Source organism: Streptomyces sp. Root431, from assembly GCF_001426585.1.
GTDB lineage: Bacteria > Actinomycetota > Actinomycetes > Streptomycetales > Streptomycetaceae > Streptomyces > Streptomyces stackebrandtii.
In genome coordinates this window covers 392379-414264 of record NZ_LMEI01000008.1, presented here as the reverse complement: position 1 = coordinate 414264, position 21886 = coordinate 392379, and the positions used below count along the sequence as shown (strand labels likewise).

The following is a 21886-nucleotide window of genomic DNA, read 5'->3' as shown; positions in this document are numbered from 1 at the left end:
CGKCAAGGCGGAGGGTCGCCCCGATACTGGATGTATCGGGGTGATCCCGACAACGCGGCGAGCGTGCGTGCCAGGCGTCGCCAGGCAGGCGGGACTTTCGCAACACGCCCTAGGTGTCGGCCTGGGGCGCCGGGATGCCGGTGACCTCGGCCACCTCGACGGCGTCGTCCGCGAGTTGTTCGAGGGCCGCCCAGATCTCGGTGGTGATCCGGACCGCCGCCTCCGCGTCCCCGCTCGCGCACGCGTCGATCAGCCGGGCGTGCAGCTCGGCCGATCCGCAGCTGCCGGAGTCGCCGAAGAGCCGCCGCTCGACGCGGCGGATCAGCGGGGTGTAGCGCGCGATGGTGGCGGCGGCCGCGTGGTTGCCGCTGGCGACGACGAGGACCTGGTGGAGGTCGTCGTCGGCGCGGAGGGCGGCCTCGACGTCGGAGGCGCGGACGGCCGCCGCGAACCGCTCGTTGGCCTCGCGCATGGCCCGGACACCCTCGGGGCCGAGCAGCGGTACGCCGGTGCGGGCGGCGAGTTCGTGCATCACGCGGACGACGGAGGCGGCGTCGCGGACGACCCGGCTGACCGGTCGGGTGACCCGGGTGTAGCTCTGCGGTTTGGTCTCGACGAGCCCCTCGTCGCAGAGCCGGGCCAGGGCCTCGCGCACGGGCGCGCGCGAGAGCCCGAGGAGGTCGGCGAGGTCGGCGTCCTTCAGAGGGGCGCCGGCGGCGAGGTCGCCGCGCACAATGGCCTCGCGCAGTGCCTCGTACGCCCGGTCGCGCAGAAGGGTCCGCCCCACGGGCCGCAGTACATCCATGGACTGACATGTTAGATGTCAGTCCATGGACCTGACCAGGGGTCAGAGGGGCAGACCCGGGAGGGCCTGCCGGGCACCTCGGCGGACCGGCGGGCACCCCCACCGGTCCGGCCGGTGGTTCAGCGGCGGGGCTGGCGGCGCCAGGGGCCGGTGATCGCCACCATGATGCCCGGAGTCTGGAGGTTGGCGAACAGCGTTTCGCCGTCAGGTGAGAAGCAGACCCCCGTGAACTCGCTGTCGTTGAAGTCGTTGCGGGCGATCGGGTACGTCCGGCCGGAGTCGGTGGCACCGAAGAGGTGCTGCACGCCGCGGCCGTCCTCGGCGATGACGATCCCGCCGTACGGGGAGACGGTGATGTTGTCGGGACCGTCGTAGGCGCCGTCCTCACCCGGTGTCTCGTTCACGCCGAGCAGCACCTTGAGGGTGAGGGTCCGGCGTCGGGGGTCGTAGAACCAGACCTGGCCGTCGTGCGAGGGCCCGGGGGTCCACTCCGTGCGCGCGAAGGAGGAGACGACGTACGCGCCGCCGTCGGCCCACCACATGCCCTCCAGCTTGCAGCCGCGGGTGATCCGGCCGGGGCCGAACTGCTTGCGGACGGGGACGGTGCGGGCGTCGCGGTCGGGGACGTCGACCCAGTCCACGCCGTAGACGGTGCCGATCCGGGTGGCGCGGGAGAGGTCGTCGACGAAACGGCCGCCGGAGTCCGTGCACTTGAAGGCCTGGAGCACACCGGCGTCGTCGGCGAGCGTGCGGAGCTTGCCGCGCCCGTGCTCGAAGCCCTTCGGCGGCGTCCAGCGGAAGAACAGGCCGAAGGGCAGCGCGGCGTCCTCGGTGAGGTAGGCGTGGCCGCGCTTGGGGTCGATGACGACGGCTTCGTGGTCGTAGCGGCCGAAGGCCTTGATCGGCTTCGGCGCGAGGTTGGCGCGCCGGTCGCGCGGGTCGACCTCGAAGATGTAGCCGTGGTCCTTGGTCATGCCGTTGACGCCCGCGAGGTCGGAGTTCTCCTCGCCGGTGAGCCAGGTGCCCCAGGCGGTGCTGCCGCCCGCGCAGTTGGTGGAGGTGCCGGCGAGGCCGACCCACTCGGCGACGGTGCCGTCGCGGTGCACCTCGACGACGGTGCAGCCGCCGGGGGCGGCCGGGTCGTAGACGAGGCCCTCGGTCAGCGGGACGGGGTGGGGCCAGTTCGCGCGGGGACCGTAGAGCTCGTGGTTGTTGACGAGGTACGTGGCGCCGCGCGGGCCGGCGAAGGCCGCGGTGCCGTCGTGGTTGGAGGGCGTGAACTCGCCGCTCTCCAGGCGCGTGACGCCGCTGTGCGTGACGACGCGGTACGAGAACCCGGCGGGCAGGGCGAGGATCCCCTCGGGGTCGGCGACGAGCGGCCCGTACCCGAGCGCGTGCCCGTGCTCGTGGCCCTGCCCCCGGCCCTCGCCGCGCCCGGCTCCGTACGCCTCCGGCTCGTCGGACGCGAGCGCCTCGGGCGCGGTGGCGAGGGCACCGACGACGCCGGTGAGGGCGAGCCCCGCACCGGCGACGGCGGACTGCTTGGTGAACTCCCTGCGGTTGAGCGGCATGGTGTACGGGTCTCCCTGTGACGGCCGGATCTCGCGGGTCACCCTCCCGCACCCCCGCGAACGGGGGCTGAACACGGCGGGAACGCCCACCGGTCGACATGCGGTCGGGAACCGGCCGAAGAGACCACGGGTGCGGAGTGCCGTCAAGATCCAGGGGAGATTTCCGGACAGGGGTTCGGGAGGGGGCGGAACGCCCCAGAGCGGTCCAGAGCGGCCCAGGGAGACTCAGGGCGGCTCGGAGCCGGCCCAGGACGAACTCAGAGCAGCCCAGGCCGGCTCACTCAGGACGGATCGGGGCGGCTCAGGACCCCGAGCGCGAGCGGGCCTTGAAGGCCGACTTGCGGGCCTCCTTCGCCGCCGTCTTGTCCCGGTGCAGCCGGCCCATCGCCTCCAGGACCTCCGCCGTCGCCGGGTGATCCACCCGCCACGCCGCCTCGAAGAATCCGCTGTACCGGCCGGTGAGCCCCTCGATCAGCTCCTGGAGCTCCTCCAGGTCGCCGTCCGCGTCGAGCTGCGCCGCGATCGTGTCGATCGCCAGCCAGAAGATCATCGACTCCGAGGGGGCGGGCACGTCCGCCGCGCCCCGCTCCACGAGCCAGACCCGCGCCAGGCCGCCGAGTTCCGCGTCGTCCAGGACCTCGCGGACCGCGGGCTCCGCCTCGGTGCCCACGAGCGCGAGCGCCTGCTGGCAGTGGAGCCGGCGGAGCGGCGAGCCCGCGTCGGTGCCCCGGGCCGCGTGCAGCAGCTCCCGCGCCGCGGTCACGACGTCGCGGCCGGAGAGCCACGCGGCGGTCTCGGCGCGCGCGGCGGCCTCCGGGTAGCCGGCGATCCCGCCGAGGAGCGCGTCGGCGCCCTTGTCGGCGAGGTCGCCGACGGCGGGCGCGTCCACGCCGGCGTCGAGCATCCGGGCCCGGACGCCGTAGAGCCCGAGGGTGGTGAGCCGGACCATGCCGTACCGCGAGACGTCCTCGTCGTCGAGCGGTGCTGCGGGCTCCTCGCCCTCCTCGGCCATCAGGGCCTCGTCGACGGGCTGGTACTCGACGAGCCCGATGGCCTCCAGCAGGCGGAACTGCTCGTCGAGCCGCATCATCGCGTCCGAGACCTGCTCCAGGACGTCGTCGGTCGGTTCGCCCATGTCGTCGGGGACGACCATCGACGCGGCGAGCGCGGGCAGCGGCACGGGACCGTCGCCGGGGCCGCCTTCGCTGACGGTCAGCAGGTAAAGGTTGCCGAGCACGCCCTCGAGGAACTCGCCCTCCATCTCGGGGTCCCAGTCCAGCGACTCCAGGTCGATCTCGCCGTCCTCGCCGACGAGGGTCTCCAGGTCGTCGAGGACGGGCACGACCGCGTCGGCGAAGACGGCGTCGAAGCCGTCCAGCCAGATCGCGAGGACGTCCTGGGGCGAACCGGCGGTGAGCAGCGCCAGGTTGTCGCCGGGCCCCGCCCCGCCGGGGGTCTCGTCGTCCGCGCCGTCCTCGACGGTCACGAGGCCGGTGTCGACGGCGAGCCGCCAGGCGTCGGCGGCCAGGATCTCGGCCTCCTCGACGGCTTCCTCGAAGGCCTCGGTGCCCTCGAAGGACTCGCCATCGGAGCCGCCGGCCCCGTCCGTCCCGTCGGCCGTGACGGTGAGGCCCAGGACCTCGACGGCGTCCGGGAGTTGCTCGTCGACGAGCTCGCCGCCCGCGCCGACCCGCGTGTCGGGTCCGGCCCAGCGGGCGAGCCGCACGGCGCGGGCGAGGAGGGGCGCGGCCAGGGCGTCCCGCGCCAGCTCCGCGTCCGCGGGAAGCCGAACGGGGGGAAGGGTGGGCTGCTCCGCTGACATGTGGGGTGTCTCCTCGACGCGTACGGGGGTGGGACGGGGGTGGGGGAAGTGCGGGGAAGGCGGGGAAAGAGCGGTACTCAGCGTAGACGCATCCGGGAGGACGTCCGCCGGTTCACGGATCCGTCAGCCTTCGTACACCCGTCGACTCTTGACAAGTTCGCCCCTCTCACAAGAGATTGACGCGCGTAGATCCATCTGCCGATCCTCCAAGCACCCTCCGGAGCCCTGATGCCTTCCTCCATACCGAGATACGCCGTCGTCTCCGCCGTCGTCTCCGCCGCCCTCGCCGCCGGTCTGCTCGCCGGTTCGACGAGCGCCGTGGCCGAGGACGGCGCCGCCGGCGTCCGCATCCACGACATCCAGGGCACGACCCGCGTCTCCCCGCTCGTGGGCAAGCAGGTCACCGGTGTCACGGGCATCGTCACGGGCGTCCGCACCTACGGCTCGCGCGGTTTCTGGATCCAGGACCCCGAGGCCGACGCGAACCCGGCGACCAGCGAGGGCCTGTTCGTCTTCACCAGCTCGGTCCCCACCGTCGCCGTCGGCGACGCGGTCAGCCTGAACGGCACGGTCACCGAGTACGTCCCGGGCGGCCTGAACTCCGGCAACCAGTCGCTGACGCAGCTCTCCAAGCCGGTCGTCACGGTGGTCTCGCAGGGCAACGCGCTCCCGGCCCCGGTGACGATCTCCGCCTGGTCCGTCCCGGACGAGTACGCCCCGGAGGGCGACGCGGCCGCCGCCGGCTCGATCAACGGCCTGACGCTGGACCCGGAGACGTACGCCCTGGACTACTACGAGTCCCTGGAGGGCACCAACGTCCGCATCGGCTCCTCGCGGGTGGTCGGCGCCACCGACCCGTACGCGGAGCTGTGGGTGACGGTCAAGCCGTTCGAGAACCGCAACTGGCGCGGCGGCACGGTCTACGGCTCGTACGAGTCGCAGAACACCGGCCGGCTCCAGATCCAGTCGCTGACCCCGCTCGCCCAGCAGCCCTTCCCGAAGGCGAACGTGGGCGACCGGCTGACGGGCACGACCGAGGGCCCGCTCGACTTCAACCAGTTCGGCGGCTACACGCTGACCGCGCGGACCCCGGTCACGGTCGAGGACCGCGGCCTGGAGCGCGAGTCCACGGACAAGCAGCACAAGAACGAGCTGGCCGTGGCGACGTACAACGTCGAGAACCTCGACCCGAGCGACCCGCAGGAGAAGTTCGACGCCCTCGCGAAGGCGGTCGTCGACAACCTCGCCTCGCCCGACATCCTCGCCCTGGAGGAGATCCAGGACAACAACGGCGCGAAGAACGACGGCACGGTCGCCGCCGACCAGACGGTCAAGAAGTTCACGGACGCGATCGTCGCGGCCGGCGGCCCGGCGTACGAGTGGCGCTCCGTCGACCCGGAGAACAACAAGGACGGCGGCGAGCCCGGCGGCAACATCCGTCAGGTCTTCCTCTTCAACCCCGAGCGGGTCTCCTTCACGGACCGCGCGGCGACCGACGCGACCTCCGCCACCGGCGTGACGGGCACCAAGGGCCGCGCCGCCCTGACGGTGTCCCCGGGCCGGATCGACCCGGCGAACACCGCCTGGGAGAGCAGCCGCAAGCCGCTCGCGGGCGAGTTCGTCTTCCGCGGCCGCACGGTCTTCGTGATCGCCAACCACTTCGGCTCGAAGGGCGGCGACGAGTCGATCGTCTCGCACCACCAGCCGCCGAACCGTTCCTCCGAGGCGAAGCGACTGCTCCAGGCGCAGGCCGTCAACGCCTTCGTGAAGGACATCGTCGCCGTCGAGAAGCAGGCCGACGTCCTCGTCGTCGGCGACATCAACGACTTCGAGTTCTCCGGGACCACGAACGCGCTGACGGACGGCGGCGCGCTGTACCCGGCGGTGAAGTCGCTGCCGCGCGGCGAGCGGTACTCGTACGTCTACCAGGGCAACAGCCAGGTCCTCGACCAGATCCTGACCAGCCCCGGCGTGCACCACTTCGAGTACGACAGCGTCCACATCAACGCCGAGTTCGCCGACCAGGACAGCGACCACGACCCGCAGGTCGTCCGCTTCCGCCCGTAGTCACCCGGGTCCCGGCGACCCGCTCACACGCCCGCGCTCAGGCTGAGCGCGGGCGTGTACCGCTTCACCCGGCCGCCCACGAGCCCCGGGTAGTGGCGCACCCGCGTCCAGGCCTCGCTCTGCCGGGCGTCGTCCGCCAGCCACTCCACATGGGCCTGCTCGCTCTCCCACTCGGCGTAGTTGAGGACCCGGCCGCCGTCGGTGGTCAGATGGAAGTGGGCACCGACCCCGCCGGACCCCGGCCGCATCGCCGTGTCCTCGTCCATGGCGGTGAACACGGTGTCCACCCACTCCTCCCGGCTGCCCGCTTCCGGCCCGCCGAAGTCGGCCTCGACGATCACGACGATCCCGGGCAGCTCGCCCGTGTCCCTCCCGGGGCGGACGGCGGACCGGTGGATCGGCGCGTAGCGGCGGAGCTCCACCCGCTCGATGCCGGGCACGGCGGCGTCGATCTCGGCGTTCCGGTCGTCGCGGTAGGTGCGGACGAAGTCCTCGTAGGCCTGCTCGGCGGTCCACTGCGAGTAGTGCAGCAGCGTGTCCCCGTCGGTTCCGGCGTAGACGCTGTACGAGAGCAGCCCGAGGTCGGGCCATTCCCGGCTCTCCCAGGCCTTGCGGATGGCGTCGACGGCGGCCTGCTGTCGCTCGGGGGTGCCGACCCGCCAGGTGCTGACGAGGACGGCGCCGACTCCGGGGCGGTGGAGGTCGGGGCGGGCATCGGGGTGGGCGACGGCGTTCATGAAGGTCTCCTGGTCCTCGGGGATTCCTCGGGGGGTTCCTCGGATGGCTCCACCGTCCTCCCTCAACCAAGGTTGAGGTCAACCCCCTTCCCCGTGCGAGACTTCGCGCCATGATCCTGCGCGACCTGACCCTCCGCCCCGCCACCCGTGCCGAACTCCCCGCCGTCCTCGCGCTCCTGGCCGACGAGAACACGGTCGTGGACCCGGCCTCGATCACCGTCACCGAGGCGTACGAGCGGGCCTTCGCCGACATCGAGGCCGATCCGCGCAACGAGATGCTGGTCCTGACGGACGGCGAACGGGTCCTGGGCTGCCTCCAGATCACGTACATCCCGGGGCTCGGCAAGGGAGGCGCCGAGCGGGCCCTGATCGAGGCGGTACGGATCAGGGCCGACCGGCGCGGCGGCGGCCTCGGGCGGGAGCTGATGGAGCGGGCCGTGGCGCGGGCGCGGGCGCGCGGCTGCGCGCTCGTCCAGCTGACCAGCGACAAGCAGCGGACGGAGGCCCACCGCTTCTACGCCTCGCTGGGTTTCGCGCGCAGCCACGACGGCTTCAAGCTGCCTCTGTGACGGGCCGACCAACTACCCCTGTGACGGGCCGACCACCCGTCCGTAAGACCGGCTGACTAGCCGAGCAGGTGTCCGCCGCCGTCCACCAGGAGCACCTCGCCGGTGATGTACGAGGAGTGGGCCAGGTCGTGGACGGCCCCGGCGATGTCCTCGGCCCGGCCGACCCGGCGCAGCGGGACGACGTCGGCCACATGGGCCTTGGCCGCGTCGGCGCCGTCGACCCCGTCGAACCAGGGGGTGTCGATGAGGCCGGGCGCGACCGCGTTGACGCGGACGTCGGGGCCGAGGGTCTTGGCGAGGAGCTTCGTCATGTGGTTGACGGCCGCCTTGGAGACGGCGTACGGGATGGAGCTTCCGCCCGGCCGGACGCCCGCCTGGGAGGAGACGTTCACGATGGCGCCGCGGGTCTTCCGCAGGTGCGGGACGGCGGCGGTGACGGTCTGCCAGACGCCGATGACGTTGACGTCGTAGAGGTGGCGCCAGACCTCGGGCGAGGCGGCTTCCAGGTCGTCGTGCGGGATGAAGCGGGTGGTGCCCGCGCAGTTGACGAGGAGGTCGAGGCGGCCGAGGGCCTCCACGGCCCGCTCGACGAGGTCCTTCGCCTGGCCCTCGTCGGCGACGTCGGCCTGGAGGTAGACGGCGCCGGGCAGTTCGGCGGCGAGCCGTTCGCCCGCCTCGACGGAGCGGGCGGAGTTGACGACGACCCGGTAGCCGGCCTCGGCGAGACGGCGCGCGACCGCGGCGCCGATGCCGGAGGACGAGCCGGTGACGAGTGCGACCCGCTCTTCGGTCGTGGTGTGTGAGCTCATGCTGTGGTGTTCTCCATGTCCCCCTGTCGCGCCCGCCGATCATGCCAGACCGGCACCATGCTTCAGCAGCGCTTATCACTCGAACCAAGCAGATCTAAGTAGACCTTCACGGTCCCCCGCGCACAGACTTGTCCGATGAGTACTGAACGTCCTTTCGGCCGTGCGCTCTGCGCGATGATCACGCCCTTCTCCCCCTCCGGCGCGCTCGATCTCGACCGGGCGGGCGAGCTGGCCGCCCGGCTCGTCGCGGAGGGCTGCGACGGCCTCGTCCTCAACGGCACCACGGGCGAGTCGCCGACCACCACCGACGCCGAGAAGGCCGCGCTCGTCTCCGCCGTCCGGGCGGCGATCGGCCCGGGCCCGTCCCTCCTCGCGGGCGTCGGCACGGCCGACACCGGGCACACCGCGGAGCTGGCCCGCCAGGCCGGGAAGGCGGGCGCCGACGGACTGCTCGTCGTCACCCCGTACTACAGCCGCCCCCCGCAGGCGGCCGTCGAGGCGCACTTCCTGAAGGTCGCGGACGCGACGGAGCTGCCCGTGATGGTCTACGACATCCCCGGCCGCACCGGCACGCGCGTCGAGCCGGCGACGATGCGGCGGCTCGCCGAGCACCCGCGGATCGTCGCGGTGAAGGACTGTTCGTACGACTTCCTGGCCTCGGCCCGGCTGATCGCGGAGATGGGGCTCGCGTACTACTCGGGCTGCGAGGAGCTGAACCTCCCGCTGTACGCGGTCGGCGGCGCCGGCTACGTCAGTACGGTGGCGAACGTGGCCCCCCGTCAGCTGCGCGCGGTCCTCGACGCCTTCGACGCCGGGGACACCGCCGGGGCCGCCCGCCTCAACGCCGCGACGCTGCCGCTCGCCGAGCTGATGATGGCCTCGGGACTGCCCGGCACGGTCACCGCCAAGGCGCTGCTCGGCGGACCGGTGCGGGAACCGCTGCAGCCCGCCGACCGGGAGGCGGTCGACGGGCTGCGGGGTGCGCTCGAAGCGCTGCGTCAGGCGGAGTCGGTCGTGTAGGTCCGGCCGAGGATCGCGGCGTGCTCCAGGACGTCCTCCAGCGGGTCGTCGATCTGCCCGGTGTGGAGCGAGAGGCTGGGGCCGTTCGTGACCGTCGGGCCGTTGTGCGTGTGCGTCTCGTCCGCCTGGGCCGTGCCGGCCGGCAGCAGCACCGCCACCGCCGTGAGCACTCCGGCGACCGTGGGCTTCGTCCTCATGTCGACTCCTCGCCTTGTCTGCATACAGTGACTCTGCGTTCTGTTAACGCAGAGTCACTGCATCAGTTGTGGCTACCGAGTCGGTTGCGACCGTGGAGTCAGTTGTGGCTGTGGAGGATGTCGTTCAGTCCGCCCCAGACCGCGTTGTTCGGGCGGGCCTCGACGGCGCCGGTGACCGAGTTGCGGCGGAAGAGGATGTTCGAGCCGCCGGACAGCTCGCGGGCCTTGACGATCTGGCCGTCGGGCATGGTGACCCGGGTGCCGGCCGTGACGTACAGACCGGCCTCGACGACGCACTCGTCGCCGAGGGCGATGCCGACGCCCGCCTCGGCGCCGATCAGGCAGCGCTCGCCGATCGAGATGACGACGTTGCCGCCGCCGGAGAGGGTGCCCATGGTGGAGGCGCCGCCGCCGATGTCGGAGCCGTTGCCGACGACGACACCGGCGGAGATCCGGCCCTCGACCATCGAGGTGCCGAGGGTGCCGGCGTTGAAGTTCACGAAGCCCTCGTGCATGACGGTGGTGCCGGCGGCGAGGTGGGCGCCGAGGCGCACGCGGTCGGCGTCGGCGATGCGGACCCCGGCGGGCACGACGTAGTCGGTCATGCGGGGGAACTTGTCGATGCTGGTCACGGCGAGGTGCAGGCCCTCGGCGCGGGCGTTGAGCCGCACCTTCTCGATGTCGTCCACGGCGACCGGGCCGAGCGAGGTCCAGGCCACGTTGGTGAGGAGGCCGAAGACGCCGTCCAGGCTCTGGCCGTGCGGCTTGACCAGCCGGTGGCTGAGCAGGTGCAGGCGCAGGTAGGCGTCGTGAGCGTCGAGCGGCTTGTCGTCGAGCGAGGAGATGACGGTACGGACGGCGACCACCTCGACGCCGCGGCGGGCGTCCACGCCGAGGGCCTTGGCGGCCCCGTCACCGAGGGCGTTGACGGCCTCGTCGGGGGTGAGCCGCTCGGTGCCGGCGGGGCCGGGCGCGTCGGTCAGCTCGGGGGCGGGGAACCAGGTGTCGAGAACGGAGCCGTCACCGGCGATGGTGGCGAGGCCGGCGGCGACGGCGCCGGTGGTGCGAGGAGCAGTGGTCATGACGGAAAACCTAACGGTCGGGCCCCCGCGCGGGCCAACCGGTCTCAGGTGCCGGTCGGGTCGCGGGCGGGAAAGACGGCCGGGAAGACGACCGGCACGACGGGTTGAGAAAATATATAGATCGGTCTACTTTACGGTCATGGGACAGAAGGGCGCCGAGACGCGGGACCGACTCCTCGACGCGACACAGGAATTGGTCGAGACGGCCGGATACTTCGGCACGGGGCTCAACCAGGTCATCGCGGTCAGCGGCGCCCCCCGCGGCTCGCTCTACTTCCACTTCCCCGGCGGCAAGGACCAACTGGTCGGCGAGTCCGTCCGGCGGGCGGGCCGGGCGATCGGCGACGCCTTGGGCGAGCCGGCCGACACCGACGCCTCACCGGCGGAGTTCGTCGACGGGGTACTGCGCCACCTGGGCGACCGGCTCGCGGAGTCGGACTGGCGCAAGGGATGCCCGGTGGCCACCGTGGCGCTGGAGACGGCCGCCGTCAACGACCCGCTCCAGGAGGTGTGCTCGGAGGTCTACTCCTCCTGGGAGGCCGCTCTGCGCGCCCGGCTGGCGAGCCGCCCGGACGCCGACGACCTCGCCGTCACGGTGCTGGCCCTGGTGGAGGGGGCGCTCCTGCTGGCCAGGGCGCACCGCAGCAGGGACCCGCTGGAGCGCGTCGCCCGCCAGATCCACACCCTGCTGGGCTGACCGGGGCCCGCCGATCGACGGCGGGCCTTCTTTGTGGCCAAAAAATATGTAGACCGATCTATTCAGTTTTCCTCCCTCTCTCAAGGAGTCCCATGGACGCGATCGTCTTCGGCGCGACCGGCTTCATCGGCCGTTCCCTCGTCGCCGAGCTGCTCACCCGCGGCCGGCGGGTGGCGGCGGCCGTACGCAAGGACACCCTCACCCCCTGGCTGGCTGCCCAAGGCGTGGATACCGCCAAGCTGGAGATCGTCACCGCCGACATCACCCGCCCCCTCTCGGGGCTGCCCGAGGCGCGGGACGTCTACAACGCCGCCGCCCGCTTCGCCTTCGGCCTCGGCGCGGAGGAGGCGCGGGCGACCAATGTCACCGGGGCGCTCCACGTACTCGAATGGGCCGCCGCGCAGCCCGGGCTGCGGCGCCTGGTGCACATCAGCGGCTACCGGGTGAGCGCGGCCGACGGCCCCGCCGACTACGCCGCTCTCGGCGCCTACGAGGCGTCCAAGTCCGAGGCCGACCTCGCGGTGCGCACCCGGGCCCGCAAGCTGGGGGTCCCGCTGACGATCGCCAACCCCAGCACCGTGATCGGGCCGGGCCAGTACGTCGGCCTCGCCTCCCTCGTCGAGGACCTGTGGCGCGGGCGGCTCCCCGCGCTGCCCGGCGGCCGCGACACGTTCCTGCCGATCACCACCATCGACTACTTCGCGCGGTTCCTGGCGGAGGTCCCCGCGGCGCCCGCGGGCGAGCACTACTGGGTGCTCGACGACGGCACGCCCCTCCTGCCCGACCTGATCCGGACGATCGCCGAGCACACCGGCGTCCGCGCCCCTCGCCGGACCGTCCCCGCAGGCCTGTTGCGGCGGCTGCCGGCGAAGCTGACCGGAGCCGATCCCGAAACGCTGTCGTTCCTGTCGAACGACCGCTATCCGACGGCGTCCGCCCGCGCCTTCGCCGCGAGCGCCGGCCTGGAGATGCCTCCGGCCGCCGACGCCCTGCGCGATTGGGCCGACGAGCTGGTGGCGGCGCGGTTCGGCGGGGCCTCGCCGTGGCTCCGCCCGTACGGCTTCCACGCCGTGGCGGGCAGTCGCACCTGGGTGACCGGCGAGCGGCACCGCCCCGCCCATGTCCTGCTGCACGGTCTGCCGATGAACGCCGACCTGTGGGCGCCGCTCGCCGCCCACCTACCCGGTCCGGTCCTCGCCCCCGACCTGCCGGGCCTGGGCCGTTCGGCCGCGACGGACCAACCGGTGGACGCGTGGCTGGCCGACCTGCTGAGCCCCGTGTCGACCCGCCCGGTGCTGGTCGCGCACTCCGCGGCCTGCGGGCCCGCGCTCCGCTTCGCCGTCGACCACCCGGACCGCGTCGGCGGACTCGTCCTCGTCTCCCCGGCGTTCCTCCAGGCCCCCGCCGCGCGGCTCGCCCGCTCGGGCCTGGCCGCGCCGGTGCTGCGCCGCATGTCCGCCGCCCGGCTGGCCCGGACGCTGGGCGTTCCCGAGGGGGCGGAGGTGGAGAGCGCGGCTGCGGACCTGTGTCGTCGCGGGGTGGCGCGCAGGGTGGCCGCGGCGCTGCGCACGGACGCCGCCGAGCGCGGGCGCTCGCGGGCGCTGCTGGACCGGGTGGGCGTGCCGGTCCGGATCGTCGTGGGCGCGGAGGACCCGCTGGTCGCGGCCGTCGATCACCCGGTGTCGGAGATCGCCGGGGCCGGCCACTACCCCCAACTGACGCACCCGTACCGGCTGGCGCACCACCTGGCCTCCGCCCCGGAGGCCGGCTGAGCCGAGGGCCCGCCTACCGGGGCGCCCCCTCCCCCAGCACCCGCGCCAGCATCTCGCGCGCGTACTCCTCGTCGTACGTGCCGTCGGCGAGCAGGACCTGGAGGCAGATGCCGTCCATGAGGGCGACCAGGGCGCGCGCGGTGGCGGGATCGGTCCGGGCGGCGAGCGCGGCGACGACCTCCTCGGTCCACTCGGCGGCGACCGGGCGCAGGGCGGGGCGTCGCAGGGCGGCGAGGTAGAGCTCGTACTCCAGCTCCACGCCGGTCCGTTCGCCGCCCAGCCACTCCCCGAGGAGCCGCGCGAGCGCGGTCGCGACGGGGGTGCCGGGTCCGGCGAGGGCGGGGCTGTCGCGGAGCCGCTGCCCGAAGCCCTCGTTGGCCTTGCGGAGCGCGGCGACGAGGAGCTCGTCGAGGGAGGCGAAGTGGTACGTGGTGGAGCCGAGCGGCACGTCCGCCTCGGCGGCCACCGTGCGGTGGCTCAGCCCGGCGAGGCCGGACCGCGCGACGACCCGGAGGGCCGCTTCGACGATCCGTTCGCGCCGCTCGGGGTCGTGGCGGCGGGCCCGGGCCATCAGTGCGCGCCGCCGAGGTTGAGGACGGCGACCCCGGCGACGATGAGGACGATCCCGGCGATCTTGGCGAGGCTGAGGGTCTCGCCGAGGAAGAGGATGCCGATCGTGGCGACGGCGGCGGTGCCGACCCCGGACCAGATGGCGTACGCGGTGCCGACCTGGAGCGTCTTGAGGGCCTGCGCGAGGAGCGCGAAGGCGATCAGGTAGCCCGCGCCGGTGATCAGCGAGGGCCAGAGCTTGGAGAAGCCGTCGCTGTACTTCATCGAGGTGGTGGCGAGGATCTCCGCCACGATGGCGCCCGCCAGCAGTCCGTATCCCATGTGTACGAGCGTACACAGCACTGCGTACGCTCGTACATATCGCCAGGTGCGAGCACGCGTTCGACTACCGATACGGTGTCCGGCATGACGATTCCCCCCGGCCTGCCGCCATACGGCTACGGGTACGGCTACCCGCCGCCGCCTCCGCCCCCGAGACCCGGAGTCATACCCTTGGCACCGCTCGGCCTCGGCGCGATCCTCTCGGGCGCCTTCGCCGCCTTCGGGCGCCACTGGAAGGCGCTGGTCGGCGTCACCGCCGCCGTCTACGGCACGGCGATCCTCTTCGTGGGTGCGGCGATCGGCATCGCGTACGCGGCCGTGAGCGATCTCTTCCCCGCCGTGTTCGACCTGCCCCGCGGCCAGGAGCCGCAGTGGGACGACGTCCGGCCGCTGATCGTGGCCTTCGCCTGCGTCTGGATCGCCGGCGTGATCGCGATCCTCTGCGCCGGCGCCGTGACGGCCGCGGCCTGTCCCGCCGTGATCCAGCAGGCCGTCCTCGGCCACCCGACGACCTTCGGCGCGATCTGGCGCCGGTCCTGGGCGCGGATGCCGGCCGTCCTCGGCACGCTGATCCTGACGAGCCTGCCGATGCTGCTCGTGGTCGCGGTGTTCCTGGCGACGTCCATCGCCCTGCTGGCCAACCTCGGGGGCGGCAGCCCGGTGAGCCTGGTGATCACGGTCTTCATCGGCTCTACGTTCGCCGCTCTGCTCGTCACCCCGCTCGCGCTCTGGCTCTGGGTGAAGTTCAGCCTGGCCCCGGCGGCGGCGGTGATGGAAGGTCAGGGCGTGATCGCCTCGATGCGCCGCTCCTCGACCCTGATCCGCCGCTTCTGGTGGCGCTCCTTCGGCATCCTGCTGCTCGTCGCCCTCGCGACCGCCTTCGTCAGCTGGATCATCCAGCAGGTCCTCTCGCTGGTCGCGACGGCACCCTTGGCGGCCGTCGACTTCTCCGGCGACGACCCGACCGCGATGATCGCCGCCTTCGCGGTGGTCTTCGCGTTCCTCCTCGTCGGTCAGCTGGTCAGCCAGCTGATCGTCTCCGTCTTCCCGCCGCTGGTGACGGCCCTGCTCTACGTCGACCTGCGCATCCGCAAGGAGAATCTGGCCCCGGACCTCGCCCGGGCCGCCGGCATCACCGTCCCGGAGCCGGGCCCGCGCGGCGACTGGGGCCGGCAGCACTGACGAAGCCGCCGCGTACGCGAAACGGCCGCGCCCCGAAGGGCACGGCCGTTCTCACGCATCCGTGAATCAGACGTTGAAGCCGAGCGCGCGCAGCTGCTCGCGGCCGTCGTCCGTGATCTTGTCCGGACCCCACGGCGGCATCCAGACCCAGTTGATCTTCAGCTCGCTGACGATGCCGTCCGTCGCGGACTTCGCCTGGTCCTCGATCACATCGGTCAGCGGGCAGGCCGCCGACGTCAGGGTCATGTCCAGCGTCGCGACGTTCGAGTCGTCGATGTGGATGCCGTAGATCAGACCGAGGTTGACCACGTCGATGCCCAGCTCGGGGTCGACGACGTCGTACAGCGCCTCGCGGACTTCTTCCTCGGAGGCCGGCTTCATCGTGGCCCCAGCGTTCTCGGTCATGCCGACTTCCTCTCCGCGTCACCCAGCGCCTGGGCGGTCGCGTCCTTCCACGCCATCCAGCTGAGCAGCGCGCACTTCACACGGGCCGGGTACTTGGAGACGCCCGCGAACGCGACCGCGTCCTCCAGGATCTCCTCCATCGCGTCGTCGGGCTCCAGCTGGCCCTTCGACTGCATCAGCTCCAGGAACGTGCCCTGGATCTTCTGCGCCTCCGCCAGCTCCTTGCCGACGAGCAGCTCGTTCAGGACCGAGGCCGAAGCCTGGCTGATCGAGCAGCCCTGACCCTCGTACGAGACGTCCGCGATGCGCGAGCCCTCGTACTTCACGCGAAGCGTGATCTCGTCGCCGCACGTCGGATTGACGTGGTGCACCTCGGCATCGCCGTCCCGAAGACCGCGCCCGTGCGGGTGCTTGTAGTGGTCCAGGATGACGTCCTGGTACATCGAATCCAGCTTCACGACCCAACCCCTACCCGAAGAAGTTCCGTACGTGCTCCAGACCCGCGACCAAGGCGTCGACCTCGGCCGGGGTGGAGTACAGATAGAACGACGCCCGCGTGGTCGCAGGAATTCCGTACCGCAGGCAGACCGGCCGCGCGCAGTGGTGGCCGACCCGGACCGCGATGCCCTCCTCGTCGAGCACCTGACCCACGTCGTGCGGGTGGATGTCGCCGAGCGTGAAGGAGATCGCCGCGCCGCGGTCCTCGGCCGTGGTGGGGCCGATGATCCGCAGGTCCGGGACCTCCTGGAGGCGTCGGACGGCGTACTCGGTGATCGCGTGCTCGTGGCGCGCGATGTTCTCCATGCCGATCGCCGACAGGTAGTCCACGGCCGCGCCGAGGCCGACGGCCTGGGCGATCGGGGGCGTACCCGCCTCGAACTTGTGCGGAGCCGGGGCGTAGGTCGAGGAGTGCATCGACACGGTCTCGATCATCTCGCCGCCGCCGAGGAAGGGCGGGAGGTCCTCCAGGAGCTCCTGCCGTCCCCACAGCACGCCGATGCCGGTCGGGCCGCACATCTTGTGGCCGGTGAAGGCCACGAAGTCGGCCTGGAGCGCCTGCACGTCCAGGACCATGTGCGGGGCCGCCTGCGAGGCGTCGATGCAGACGAGCGCACCGACCTCCTGCGCGCGCCGGATGATCGTCTCCACCGGGTTGATCGTGCCCAGCAGGTTCGAGACCAGCGTGAAGGAGACGATCTTGGTCTTCTCGGTGATGACCTCTTCGATGTTCGAGAGGTCGAGACGGCCGTCGTCGGTGAGGCCGAACCACTTCAGCTTCGCGCCCGTGCGCTGCGAGAGCAGCTGCCACGGCACGATGTTGGAGTGGTGCTCCATCTCCGTGATGGCGATCTCGGTCTCGTGGTCCACGCGGTAGGGCTCGTCGGCCCAGCCCAGCATGTTGGCCACGAGGTTGAGCGACTCCGAGGCGTTCTTGGTGAAGATCACCTCGTCGCGGCTCGGCGCGTTGATGAACGCCGCGACCTTGTCGCGGGCGCCCTCGTACAGCGCCGTCGCCTCCTCGGCGACCGTGTACACACCACGGTGCACGTTGGCGTTGTGCCGCTCGTAGTACTCGTTCAGCGCGTCGAGGACCTGGCGCGGCTTCTGCGAGGTCGCCGCGGAGTCCAGGTACACGATCTTCTTGCCGTCGTGGACCACGCGATCCAGGAGCGGGAAGTCCTTGCGGATCGCCTCGGTGTCGAGGAGGCCGGAGAGCCCCTGATGGGCAGATGTCACGCGGATGCGCCACCCTTCGTGCTGTAGGCCTCGTAGCCCTCGTTCTCCAGCTTGTCGGCGAGCTCGGCGCCGCCGGACTCGACGATGCGGCCCTCGGAGAAGACGTGAACGAAGTCGGGCTTGATGTAGCGCAGGATGCGCGTGTAGTGCGTGATCAGCAGGGTGCCGACCTCACCGGTCTCGCGGACGCGGTTGACGCCCTCGGAGACCTGACGCAGCGCGTCGACGTCCAGGCCGGAGTCGGTCTCGTCGAGGATCGCGATCTTCGGCTTGAGGAGCTCCAGCTGGAGGATCTCGTGGCGCTTCTTCTCACCGCCGGAGAAGCCCTCGTTGACGTTGCGCTCGGCGAAGGCCGGGTCCATCTGGAGCTGCTCCATCGCGGACTTGACCTCCTTCACCCAGGTGCGCAGCTTGGGGGCCTCGCCGCGGATGGCGGTGGCGGAGGTGCGCAGGAAGTTGGAGACCGAGACGCCGGGGACCTCGACCGGGTACTGCATGGCCAGGAAGACGCCGGCGCGGGCGCGCTCGTCGACCGACATCTCCAGGACGTCCTCGCCGTCGAGGGTGACGGTGCCGCCGGTGACCGTGTACTTCGGGTGGCCGGCGAGCGAGTACGCCAGGGTCGACTTGCCGGAGCCGTTGGGGCCCATGACGGCGTGGGTCTCGCCCTGCTTGATGGTCAGGTCGACACCCTTGAGGATCTCGCGGGGGCCGTTCTCGGCCTCGACGGAGACGTGCAGGTTGCGGATTTCAAGCGTTGCCATGGGTGACTCAGGACTCCTGGGTGACGGAGACGAGCACATCGTCCCCTTCGATCTTTACGGGGTAAACGGGCACGGGGCGCGTCGCGGGAAGGCCGGAGGGCTTGCCCGAGCGGAGGTCGAAGCTGGAGCCGTGCAGCCAGCACTCGATGGCACAGTCCTCGACCTCGCCCTCCGAGAGGGAGACGTTCGCGTGCGAGCAGATGTCGTTGATCGCGAACACCTCGCCCTCGGTGTGCACGACCGACACCGGCGTGCCGTCGACCTCGACCCGCTTCGGGGTGTCGGCCTCCAGCTCGCTCAGCGCGCAGACTCGGACGAAGGCCATCAGACGGAGGCCTCCAGCTCGGCCTCGATCTTGGCGAGGAGGCGCTCCTGGACGTCCGGCAGACCGATCTGCTGGACCAGCTCCGCGAAGAAGCCGCGGACGACGAGGCGGCGGGCCTCGCCCTGCGGAATACCGCGGGACATCAGGTAGAAAAGCTGCTCGTCGTCGAAGCGGCCGGTGGCCGAGGCGTGACCGGCGCCGGCGATCTCGCCGGTCTCGATCTCCAGGTTCGGCACGGAGTCGACGCGGGCACCGTCCGTGAGGACCAGGTTCCGGTTGAGCTCGTACGTGTCGGTGCCCTCGGCGGCGGCCTGGATGAGCACGTCACCGATCCAGACGGCGTGCGCGTCCTGGCCCTGCAGCGCGCCCTTGTAGGCCACGTTGGACTTGCAGTGCGGGGTGTTGTGGTCGACCAGGAGGCGGTGCTCCTGGTGCTGGCCGGCGTCGGTGAAGTACAGGCCGAAGAGCTCGGCCTCGCCGCCGGGGGCCGCGTACGACACACGGGGGTGGATGCGGACGACGTCGCCGCCGAAGGTGACGATCACCGACTTGAAGGAGGCGTCGCGGCCGACCAGCGCGTTGTGCTGGGCGACGTGGACGGCCTTCTCGTCCCAGTCCTGGACGGAGACGACGGTCAGCTTGGCGCCGTCGCCGAGGACGTAGTCGACGTTGGCGGCGAGCACCGCGTCCCCGGTGTGGTCGATGACCACGACGGCCTCGGCGAAGGCGCCGAGCTCGATCACCTGGTGGCCGAAGGCGACCCCGCCCTGGCCGTGCACCGCGATGCGGATCGGCTCGGTGAGGACGGCCTCCTTGGCGACGGTGACGACCGAGGCCTTCTCGAAGGACGAGTAGGCCTGGGCGGCGACGCGGTCGACGGGCTTGCCGGCCTTGCCGAGACGCTCGTCGTCACGGCCGACGGTCTCCACGGTGACGCCCTCGGGGGCCTCGATCTCGACCTTGACGCCCTCGCCGGACGCGACGGCGGTGCCGTCGTGGAGGCCGCGCAGTCGCGCCAGCGGAGTGAAGCGCCACTCCTCCTCGCGGCCGTGCGGGACGGGGAAGTCCGCGACGTCGAAGGACGGGGGCGCGCTCATGCGCGTGGCGACGGTGGACTCTGCGGCCACCGCGATCGAGCCGGCGGTGGTGGAGCCCGCCGGGATGTTCTGAGCCTCAGCCATGGCTGTCGTGTTGCTCTCTTCCTGCGTTAAAAGAAATCAGTCGCTGCGAGGGGGTGGGGCGGGGTGGGCCTTAGCCCACCGAGCCCTCCATCTGCAGCTCGATCAGCCGGTTGAGCTCCAGGGCGTACTCCATCGGGAGCTCCTTGGCGATGGGCTCCACGAAGCCGCGGACGATCATCGCCATGGCCTCGAACTCGGTGAGGCCGCGGCTCATCAGGTAGAAGAGCTGGTCCTCGGAGACCTTGGAGACGGTGGCCTCGTGGCCCATGGAGACGTCGTCCTCGCGGACGTCCACGTAGGGGTACGTGTCCGAGCGGGAGATCGTGTCGACGAGCAGCGCGTCGCAGAGCACGTTGGACTTGGAGCCCGGGGCGCCCTCGCCGATCTCGATGAGACCGCGGTAGGAGGTGCGGCCGCCGCCTCGTGCCACCGACTTGGAGACGATGTTCGAGGAGGTGTTCGGGGCCATGTGCACCATCTTGGCGCCGGCGTCCTGGTGCTGGCCCTCGCCCGCGAAGGCGATGGACAGGGTCTCGCCCTTGGCGTGCTCGCCCATGAGGTAGACGGCCGGGTACTTCATGGTGACCTTGGAGCCGATGTTGCCGTCGACCCACTCCATGGTGGCGCCCTCGTAGGCGACGGCGCGCTTGGTCACCAGGTTGTAGACGTTGTTCGACCAGTTCTGGATGGTCGTGTAGCGGCAGCGGCCGCCCTTCTTCACGATGATCTCGACCACGGCGCTGTGCAGCGAGTCCGAGGAGTAGATCGGGGCGGTGCAGCCCTCGACGTAGTGGACGTAGGCGTCCTCGTCGACGATGATCAGCGTCCGCTCGAACTGGCCCATGTTCTCCGTGTTGATACGGAAGTAGGCCTGGAGCGGGATCTCGACCTGCACGCCCTTGGGCACGTAGATGAACGAGCCGCCGGACCACACGGCCGTGTTCAGCGAGGCGAACTTGTTGTCGCCGACGGGGATGACGGTGCCGAAGTACTCCTTGAAGAGTTCCTCGTGCTCCTTCAGCGCGGTGTCGGTGTCGACGAAGATGACGCCCTGCTCCTCCAGGTCCTCGCGGATCTGGTGGTAGACGACCTCGGACTCGTACTGGGCGGCGACACCGGCGACGAGGCGCTGCTTCTCCGCCTCCGGGATGCCGAGCTTGTCGTACGTGTTCTTGATGTCCTCCGGCAGGTCCTCCCAGGACTCGGCCTGCTTCTCGGTGGACCGCACGAAGTACTTGATGTTGTCGAAGTCGATGCCGGAGAGGTCGGAGCCCCAGGTCGGCATGGGCTTCTTGCCGAAGAGCCGCAGACCCTTGAGACGCAGCTTCAGCATCCACTCGGGCTCGTTCTTCTTCGAGGAGATGTCGCGGACGACGTCCTCGTTCAGACCGCGCTTGGCGGTGGCACCGGCCGCGTCGGAGTCGGCCCAGCCGTACTCGTACCGACCCAGGCCCTCAAGCTCGGGGTGGCTGATCTCGGTGGTCATGCGGGGTTCCTCCCGGCCGTGCTGACGGATGCTGATGAACTGGTCTGTGGGGCGCTGTGCGGGATGAACGTCGTGCAGACGCCGTCACCATGCGCGATGGTGGCCAGACGCTGGACGTGCGTTCCCAGGAGGCGGGAGAAGAACTCCGTCTCCGCCTCGCACAGCTGCGGATACTGCTCGGCGACGTGGGCGACCGGGCAGTGGTGCTGGCAGAGCTGCTCGCCGACCGGCGCGTTCCGCGCAGTGGCAGCGTACCCGTCCGCTGTCAGGGCCTTGGCAAGCGCCTCGGTCCGGCGGGCGGGGTCGGCCGTCTCGACGGCTTCCCTGTACGTGTCGCCCTGGGCCTCGATGCGGTCGCGGGCGAAGGCGGCGACGGCCGCCTCTCCTCCCGCGTTGCGCTCGATCCAGCGGAGCGCCTCGACGGCCAGGGAGTCGTACGACTGGTCGAACGCGTCCCTGCCGCAGTCGGTGAGCGCGAAGACCTTCGCGGGGCGGCCGCGGGCACGGGCGCCGTAGACGCGCTTCTCGCGGGCCTCGACGACGTTGTCCGCGACCAGCGAGTCGAGGTGGCGGCGGACTGCGGCCTGGGTGAGGCGCAGCCGCTCGGCCAGATCCGCGACGGTCGAGGGGCCGTGATCCAGGATCGACCGCGCGACCCGGTTGCGCGTGGAACGCTCACGGGTCGCGAGTTCCTCCACGGGAGCCGCGCCAACGTTTTTCACAACGCCATTGTTGCGTAATTAATCTCGGACTGACAAGCGGCGTCG

General features: G+C 71.4%; 23 protein-coding genes. 6 read left to right on the top strand and 17 right to left on the bottom strand.

Annotated features, from left to right (window positions below):
• Positions 1 to 109 precede the first annotated feature (109 nt).
• From ASC82_RS12955 to ASC82_RS12945, 3 genes are all read right to left on the bottom strand, one after another.
• Positions 110 to 805, bottom strand: a complete 696-nt coding sequence (locus ASC82_RS12955) for a GntR family transcriptional regulator (RefSeq protein ID WP_056646065.1) — start codon at positions 803 to 805, stop codon at positions 110 to 112.
• Between the two features lie 119 nt (positions 806 to 924).
• A complete protein-coding gene (locus tag ASC82_RS12950; RefSeq protein ID WP_056646062.1) occupies positions 925 to 2376 on the bottom strand; it encodes an alkaline phosphatase PhoX in 1452 nt (483 codons plus the stop codon).
• Between the two features lie 301 nt (positions 2377 to 2677).
• Complete coding sequence (locus ASC82_RS12945) at positions 2678 to 4198, bottom strand: hypothetical protein (RefSeq protein WP_056646059.1); 1521 nt, start codon at positions 4196 to 4198, stop codon at positions 2678 to 2680.
• Positions 4199 to 4426: 228 nt separating this feature from the next.
• Here ASC82_RS12945 and ASC82_RS12940 point away from each other — a divergent pair, with 228 nt between their 5' ends.
• On the top strand, positions 4427 to 6265 hold the full coding sequence (locus tag ASC82_RS12940; RefSeq protein WP_056646056.1) for an endonuclease/exonuclease/phosphatase family protein: 1839 nt from the start codon (positions 4427 to 4429) through the stop codon (positions 6263 to 6265).
• 23 nt (positions 6266 to 6288) lie between these two features.
• On the opposite strand, the gene ASC82_RS12935 is transcribed toward ASC82_RS12940, so the two are convergent.
• Entirely contained in the window at positions 6289 to 7002 is a 714-nt protein-coding gene (locus ASC82_RS12935; RefSeq protein ID WP_056646053.1) for an antibiotic biosynthesis monooxygenase, read from the bottom strand.
• 110 nt (positions 7003 to 7112) lie between these two features.
• Here ASC82_RS12935 and ASC82_RS12930 point away from each other — a divergent pair, with 110 nt between their 5' ends.
• Positions 7113 to 7571 (top strand): GNAT family N-acetyltransferase, encoded by a 459-nt coding sequence (locus ASC82_RS12930; RefSeq protein ID WP_199862521.1) that lies wholly within the window; start codon positions 7113 to 7115, stop codon positions 7569 to 7571.
• A gap of 56 nt (positions 7572 to 7627) precedes the next feature.
• On the opposite strand, the gene ASC82_RS12925 is transcribed toward ASC82_RS12930, so the two are convergent.
• Positions 7628 to 8380, bottom strand: a complete 753-nt coding sequence (locus ASC82_RS12925) for an SDR family NAD(P)-dependent oxidoreductase (protein ID WP_056646048.1) — start codon at positions 8378 to 8380, stop codon at positions 7628 to 7630.
• Positions 8381 to 8515: 135 nt separating this feature from the next.
• Between ASC82_RS12925 and ASC82_RS12920 the strand changes: the two genes are divergently transcribed.
• A complete protein-coding gene (locus ASC82_RS12920) occupies positions 8516 to 9400 on the top strand; it encodes a 4-hydroxy-tetrahydrodipicolinate synthase (protein WP_056646042.1) in 885 nt (294 codons plus the stop codon).
• Here the strand turns inward: ASC82_RS12920 and ASC82_RS12915 are convergent.
• Both ASC82_RS12915 and dapD read right to left on the bottom strand, forming a co-directional pair.
• Positions 9379 to 9597, bottom strand: coding sequence for a hypothetical protein (locus tag ASC82_RS12915; protein ID WP_055644201.1), 219 nt, complete (start codon positions 9595 to 9597; stop codon positions 9379 to 9381). The genes ASC82_RS12920 and ASC82_RS12915 overlap by 22 nt on opposite strands.
• A gap of 98 nt (positions 9598 to 9695) precedes the next feature.
• Positions 9696 to 10679 (bottom strand): 2,3,4,5-tetrahydropyridine-2,6-dicarboxylate N-succinyltransferase, encoded by a 984-nt coding sequence (gene dapD, locus ASC82_RS12910; protein ID WP_056646041.1) that lies wholly within the window; start codon positions 10677 to 10679, stop codon positions 9696 to 9698.
• 139 nt (positions 10680 to 10818) lie between these two features.
• Here dapD and ASC82_RS12905 point away from each other — a divergent pair, with 139 nt between their 5' ends.
• Entirely contained in the window at positions 10819 to 11376 is a 558-nt protein-coding gene (locus ASC82_RS12905) for a TetR/AcrR family transcriptional regulator (RefSeq protein ID WP_056646038.1), read from the top strand.
• 92 nt (positions 11377 to 11468) lie between these two features.
• On the top strand, positions 11469 to 13148 hold the full coding sequence (locus ASC82_RS12900; protein ID WP_056646035.1) for an alpha/beta fold hydrolase: 1680 nt from the start codon (positions 11469 to 11471) through the stop codon (positions 13146 to 13148).
• A 13-nt stretch (positions 13149 to 13161) separates the two neighbouring features.
• Here the strand turns inward: ASC82_RS12900 and ASC82_RS12895 are convergent, their stop codons facing one another.
• Together ASC82_RS12895 and ASC82_RS12890 are read right to left on the bottom strand one after the other, a co-directional pair.
• Positions 13162 to 13719 carry a TetR family transcriptional regulator gene (locus ASC82_RS12895; RefSeq protein WP_056646033.1) on the bottom strand — a complete coding sequence of 186 codons (558 nt, stop codon included), beginning with the start codon at positions 13717 to 13719 and terminating at the stop codon, positions 13162 to 13164.
• Positions 13719 to 14039: a multidrug efflux SMR transporter gene (locus ASC82_RS12890; protein ID WP_024757179.1), complete on the bottom strand. Its 321-nt coding sequence runs from the start codon at positions 14037 to 14039 to the stop codon at positions 13719 to 13721. The genes ASC82_RS12895 and ASC82_RS12890 overlap by 1 nt, the downstream gene beginning before the upstream one ends.
• Before the next feature lie 84 nt (positions 14040 to 14123).
• Here ASC82_RS12890 and ASC82_RS12885 point away from each other — a divergent pair, with 84 nt between their 5' ends.
• Positions 14124 to 15221, top strand: a complete 1098-nt coding sequence (locus tag ASC82_RS12885; RefSeq protein ID WP_079039224.1) for an oxidoreductase — start codon at positions 14124 to 14126, stop codon at positions 15219 to 15221.
• 66 nt (positions 15222 to 15287) lie between these two features.
• Here the strand turns inward: ASC82_RS12885 and ASC82_RS12880 are convergent, their stop codons facing one another.
• The 8 genes from ASC82_RS12880 to ASC82_RS12845 all read right to left on the bottom strand — a co-directional run bounded on the left by ASC82_RS12880 (position 15288) and on the right by ASC82_RS12845 (position 21841).
• Positions 15288 to 15626, bottom strand: a complete 339-nt coding sequence (locus ASC82_RS12880) for a metal-sulfur cluster assembly factor (protein WP_055644196.1) — start codon at positions 15624 to 15626, stop codon at positions 15288 to 15290.
• Positions 15623 to 16084 (bottom strand): Fe-S cluster assembly sulfur transfer protein SufU, encoded by a 462-nt coding sequence (gene sufU / locus ASC82_RS12875; protein ID WP_024757176.1) that lies wholly within the window; start codon positions 16082 to 16084, stop codon positions 15623 to 15625. Before sufU ends, ASC82_RS12880 begins: the two co-directional genes overlap by 4 nt.
• 10 nt (positions 16085 to 16094) lie before the next feature.
• Positions 16095 to 17363, bottom strand: coding sequence for a cysteine desulfurase (locus ASC82_RS12870; protein WP_056646030.1), 1269 nt, complete (start codon positions 17361 to 17363; stop codon positions 16095 to 16097).
• Positions 17360 to 18127, bottom strand: coding sequence for a Fe-S cluster assembly ATPase SufC (gene sufC, locus ASC82_RS12865; RefSeq protein ID WP_024757174.1), 768 nt, complete (start codon positions 18125 to 18127; stop codon positions 17360 to 17362). The genes ASC82_RS12870 and sufC overlap by 4 nt, the downstream gene beginning before the upstream one ends.
• Before the next feature lie 7 nt (positions 18128 to 18134).
• Positions 18135 to 18452, bottom strand: coding sequence for a bifunctional 3-phenylpropionate/cinnamic acid dioxygenase ferredoxin subunit (locus ASC82_RS12860; RefSeq protein ID WP_024757173.1), 318 nt, complete (start codon positions 18450 to 18452; stop codon positions 18135 to 18137).
• Positions 18452 to 19633: a Fe-S cluster assembly protein SufD gene (gene sufD / locus ASC82_RS12855; RefSeq protein WP_056646027.1), complete on the bottom strand. Its 1182-nt coding sequence runs from the start codon at positions 19631 to 19633 to the stop codon at positions 18452 to 18454. The genes ASC82_RS12860 and sufD overlap by 1 nt, the downstream gene beginning before the upstream one ends.
• 70 nt (positions 19634 to 19703) lie before the next feature.
• Positions 19704 to 21119 carry a Fe-S cluster assembly protein SufB gene (sufB, locus tag ASC82_RS12850; protein WP_056646024.1) on the bottom strand — a complete coding sequence of 472 codons (1416 nt, stop codon included), beginning with the start codon at positions 21117 to 21119 and terminating at the stop codon, positions 19704 to 19706.
• Positions 21116 to 21841 carry a metalloregulator ArsR/SmtB family transcription factor gene (locus ASC82_RS12845; RefSeq protein ID WP_056646021.1) on the bottom strand — a complete coding sequence of 242 codons (726 nt, stop codon included), beginning with the start codon at positions 21839 to 21841 and terminating at the stop codon, positions 21116 to 21118. The genes sufB and ASC82_RS12845 overlap by 4 nt, the downstream gene beginning before the upstream one ends.
• Positions 21842 to 21886: the final 45 nt, after the last annotated feature.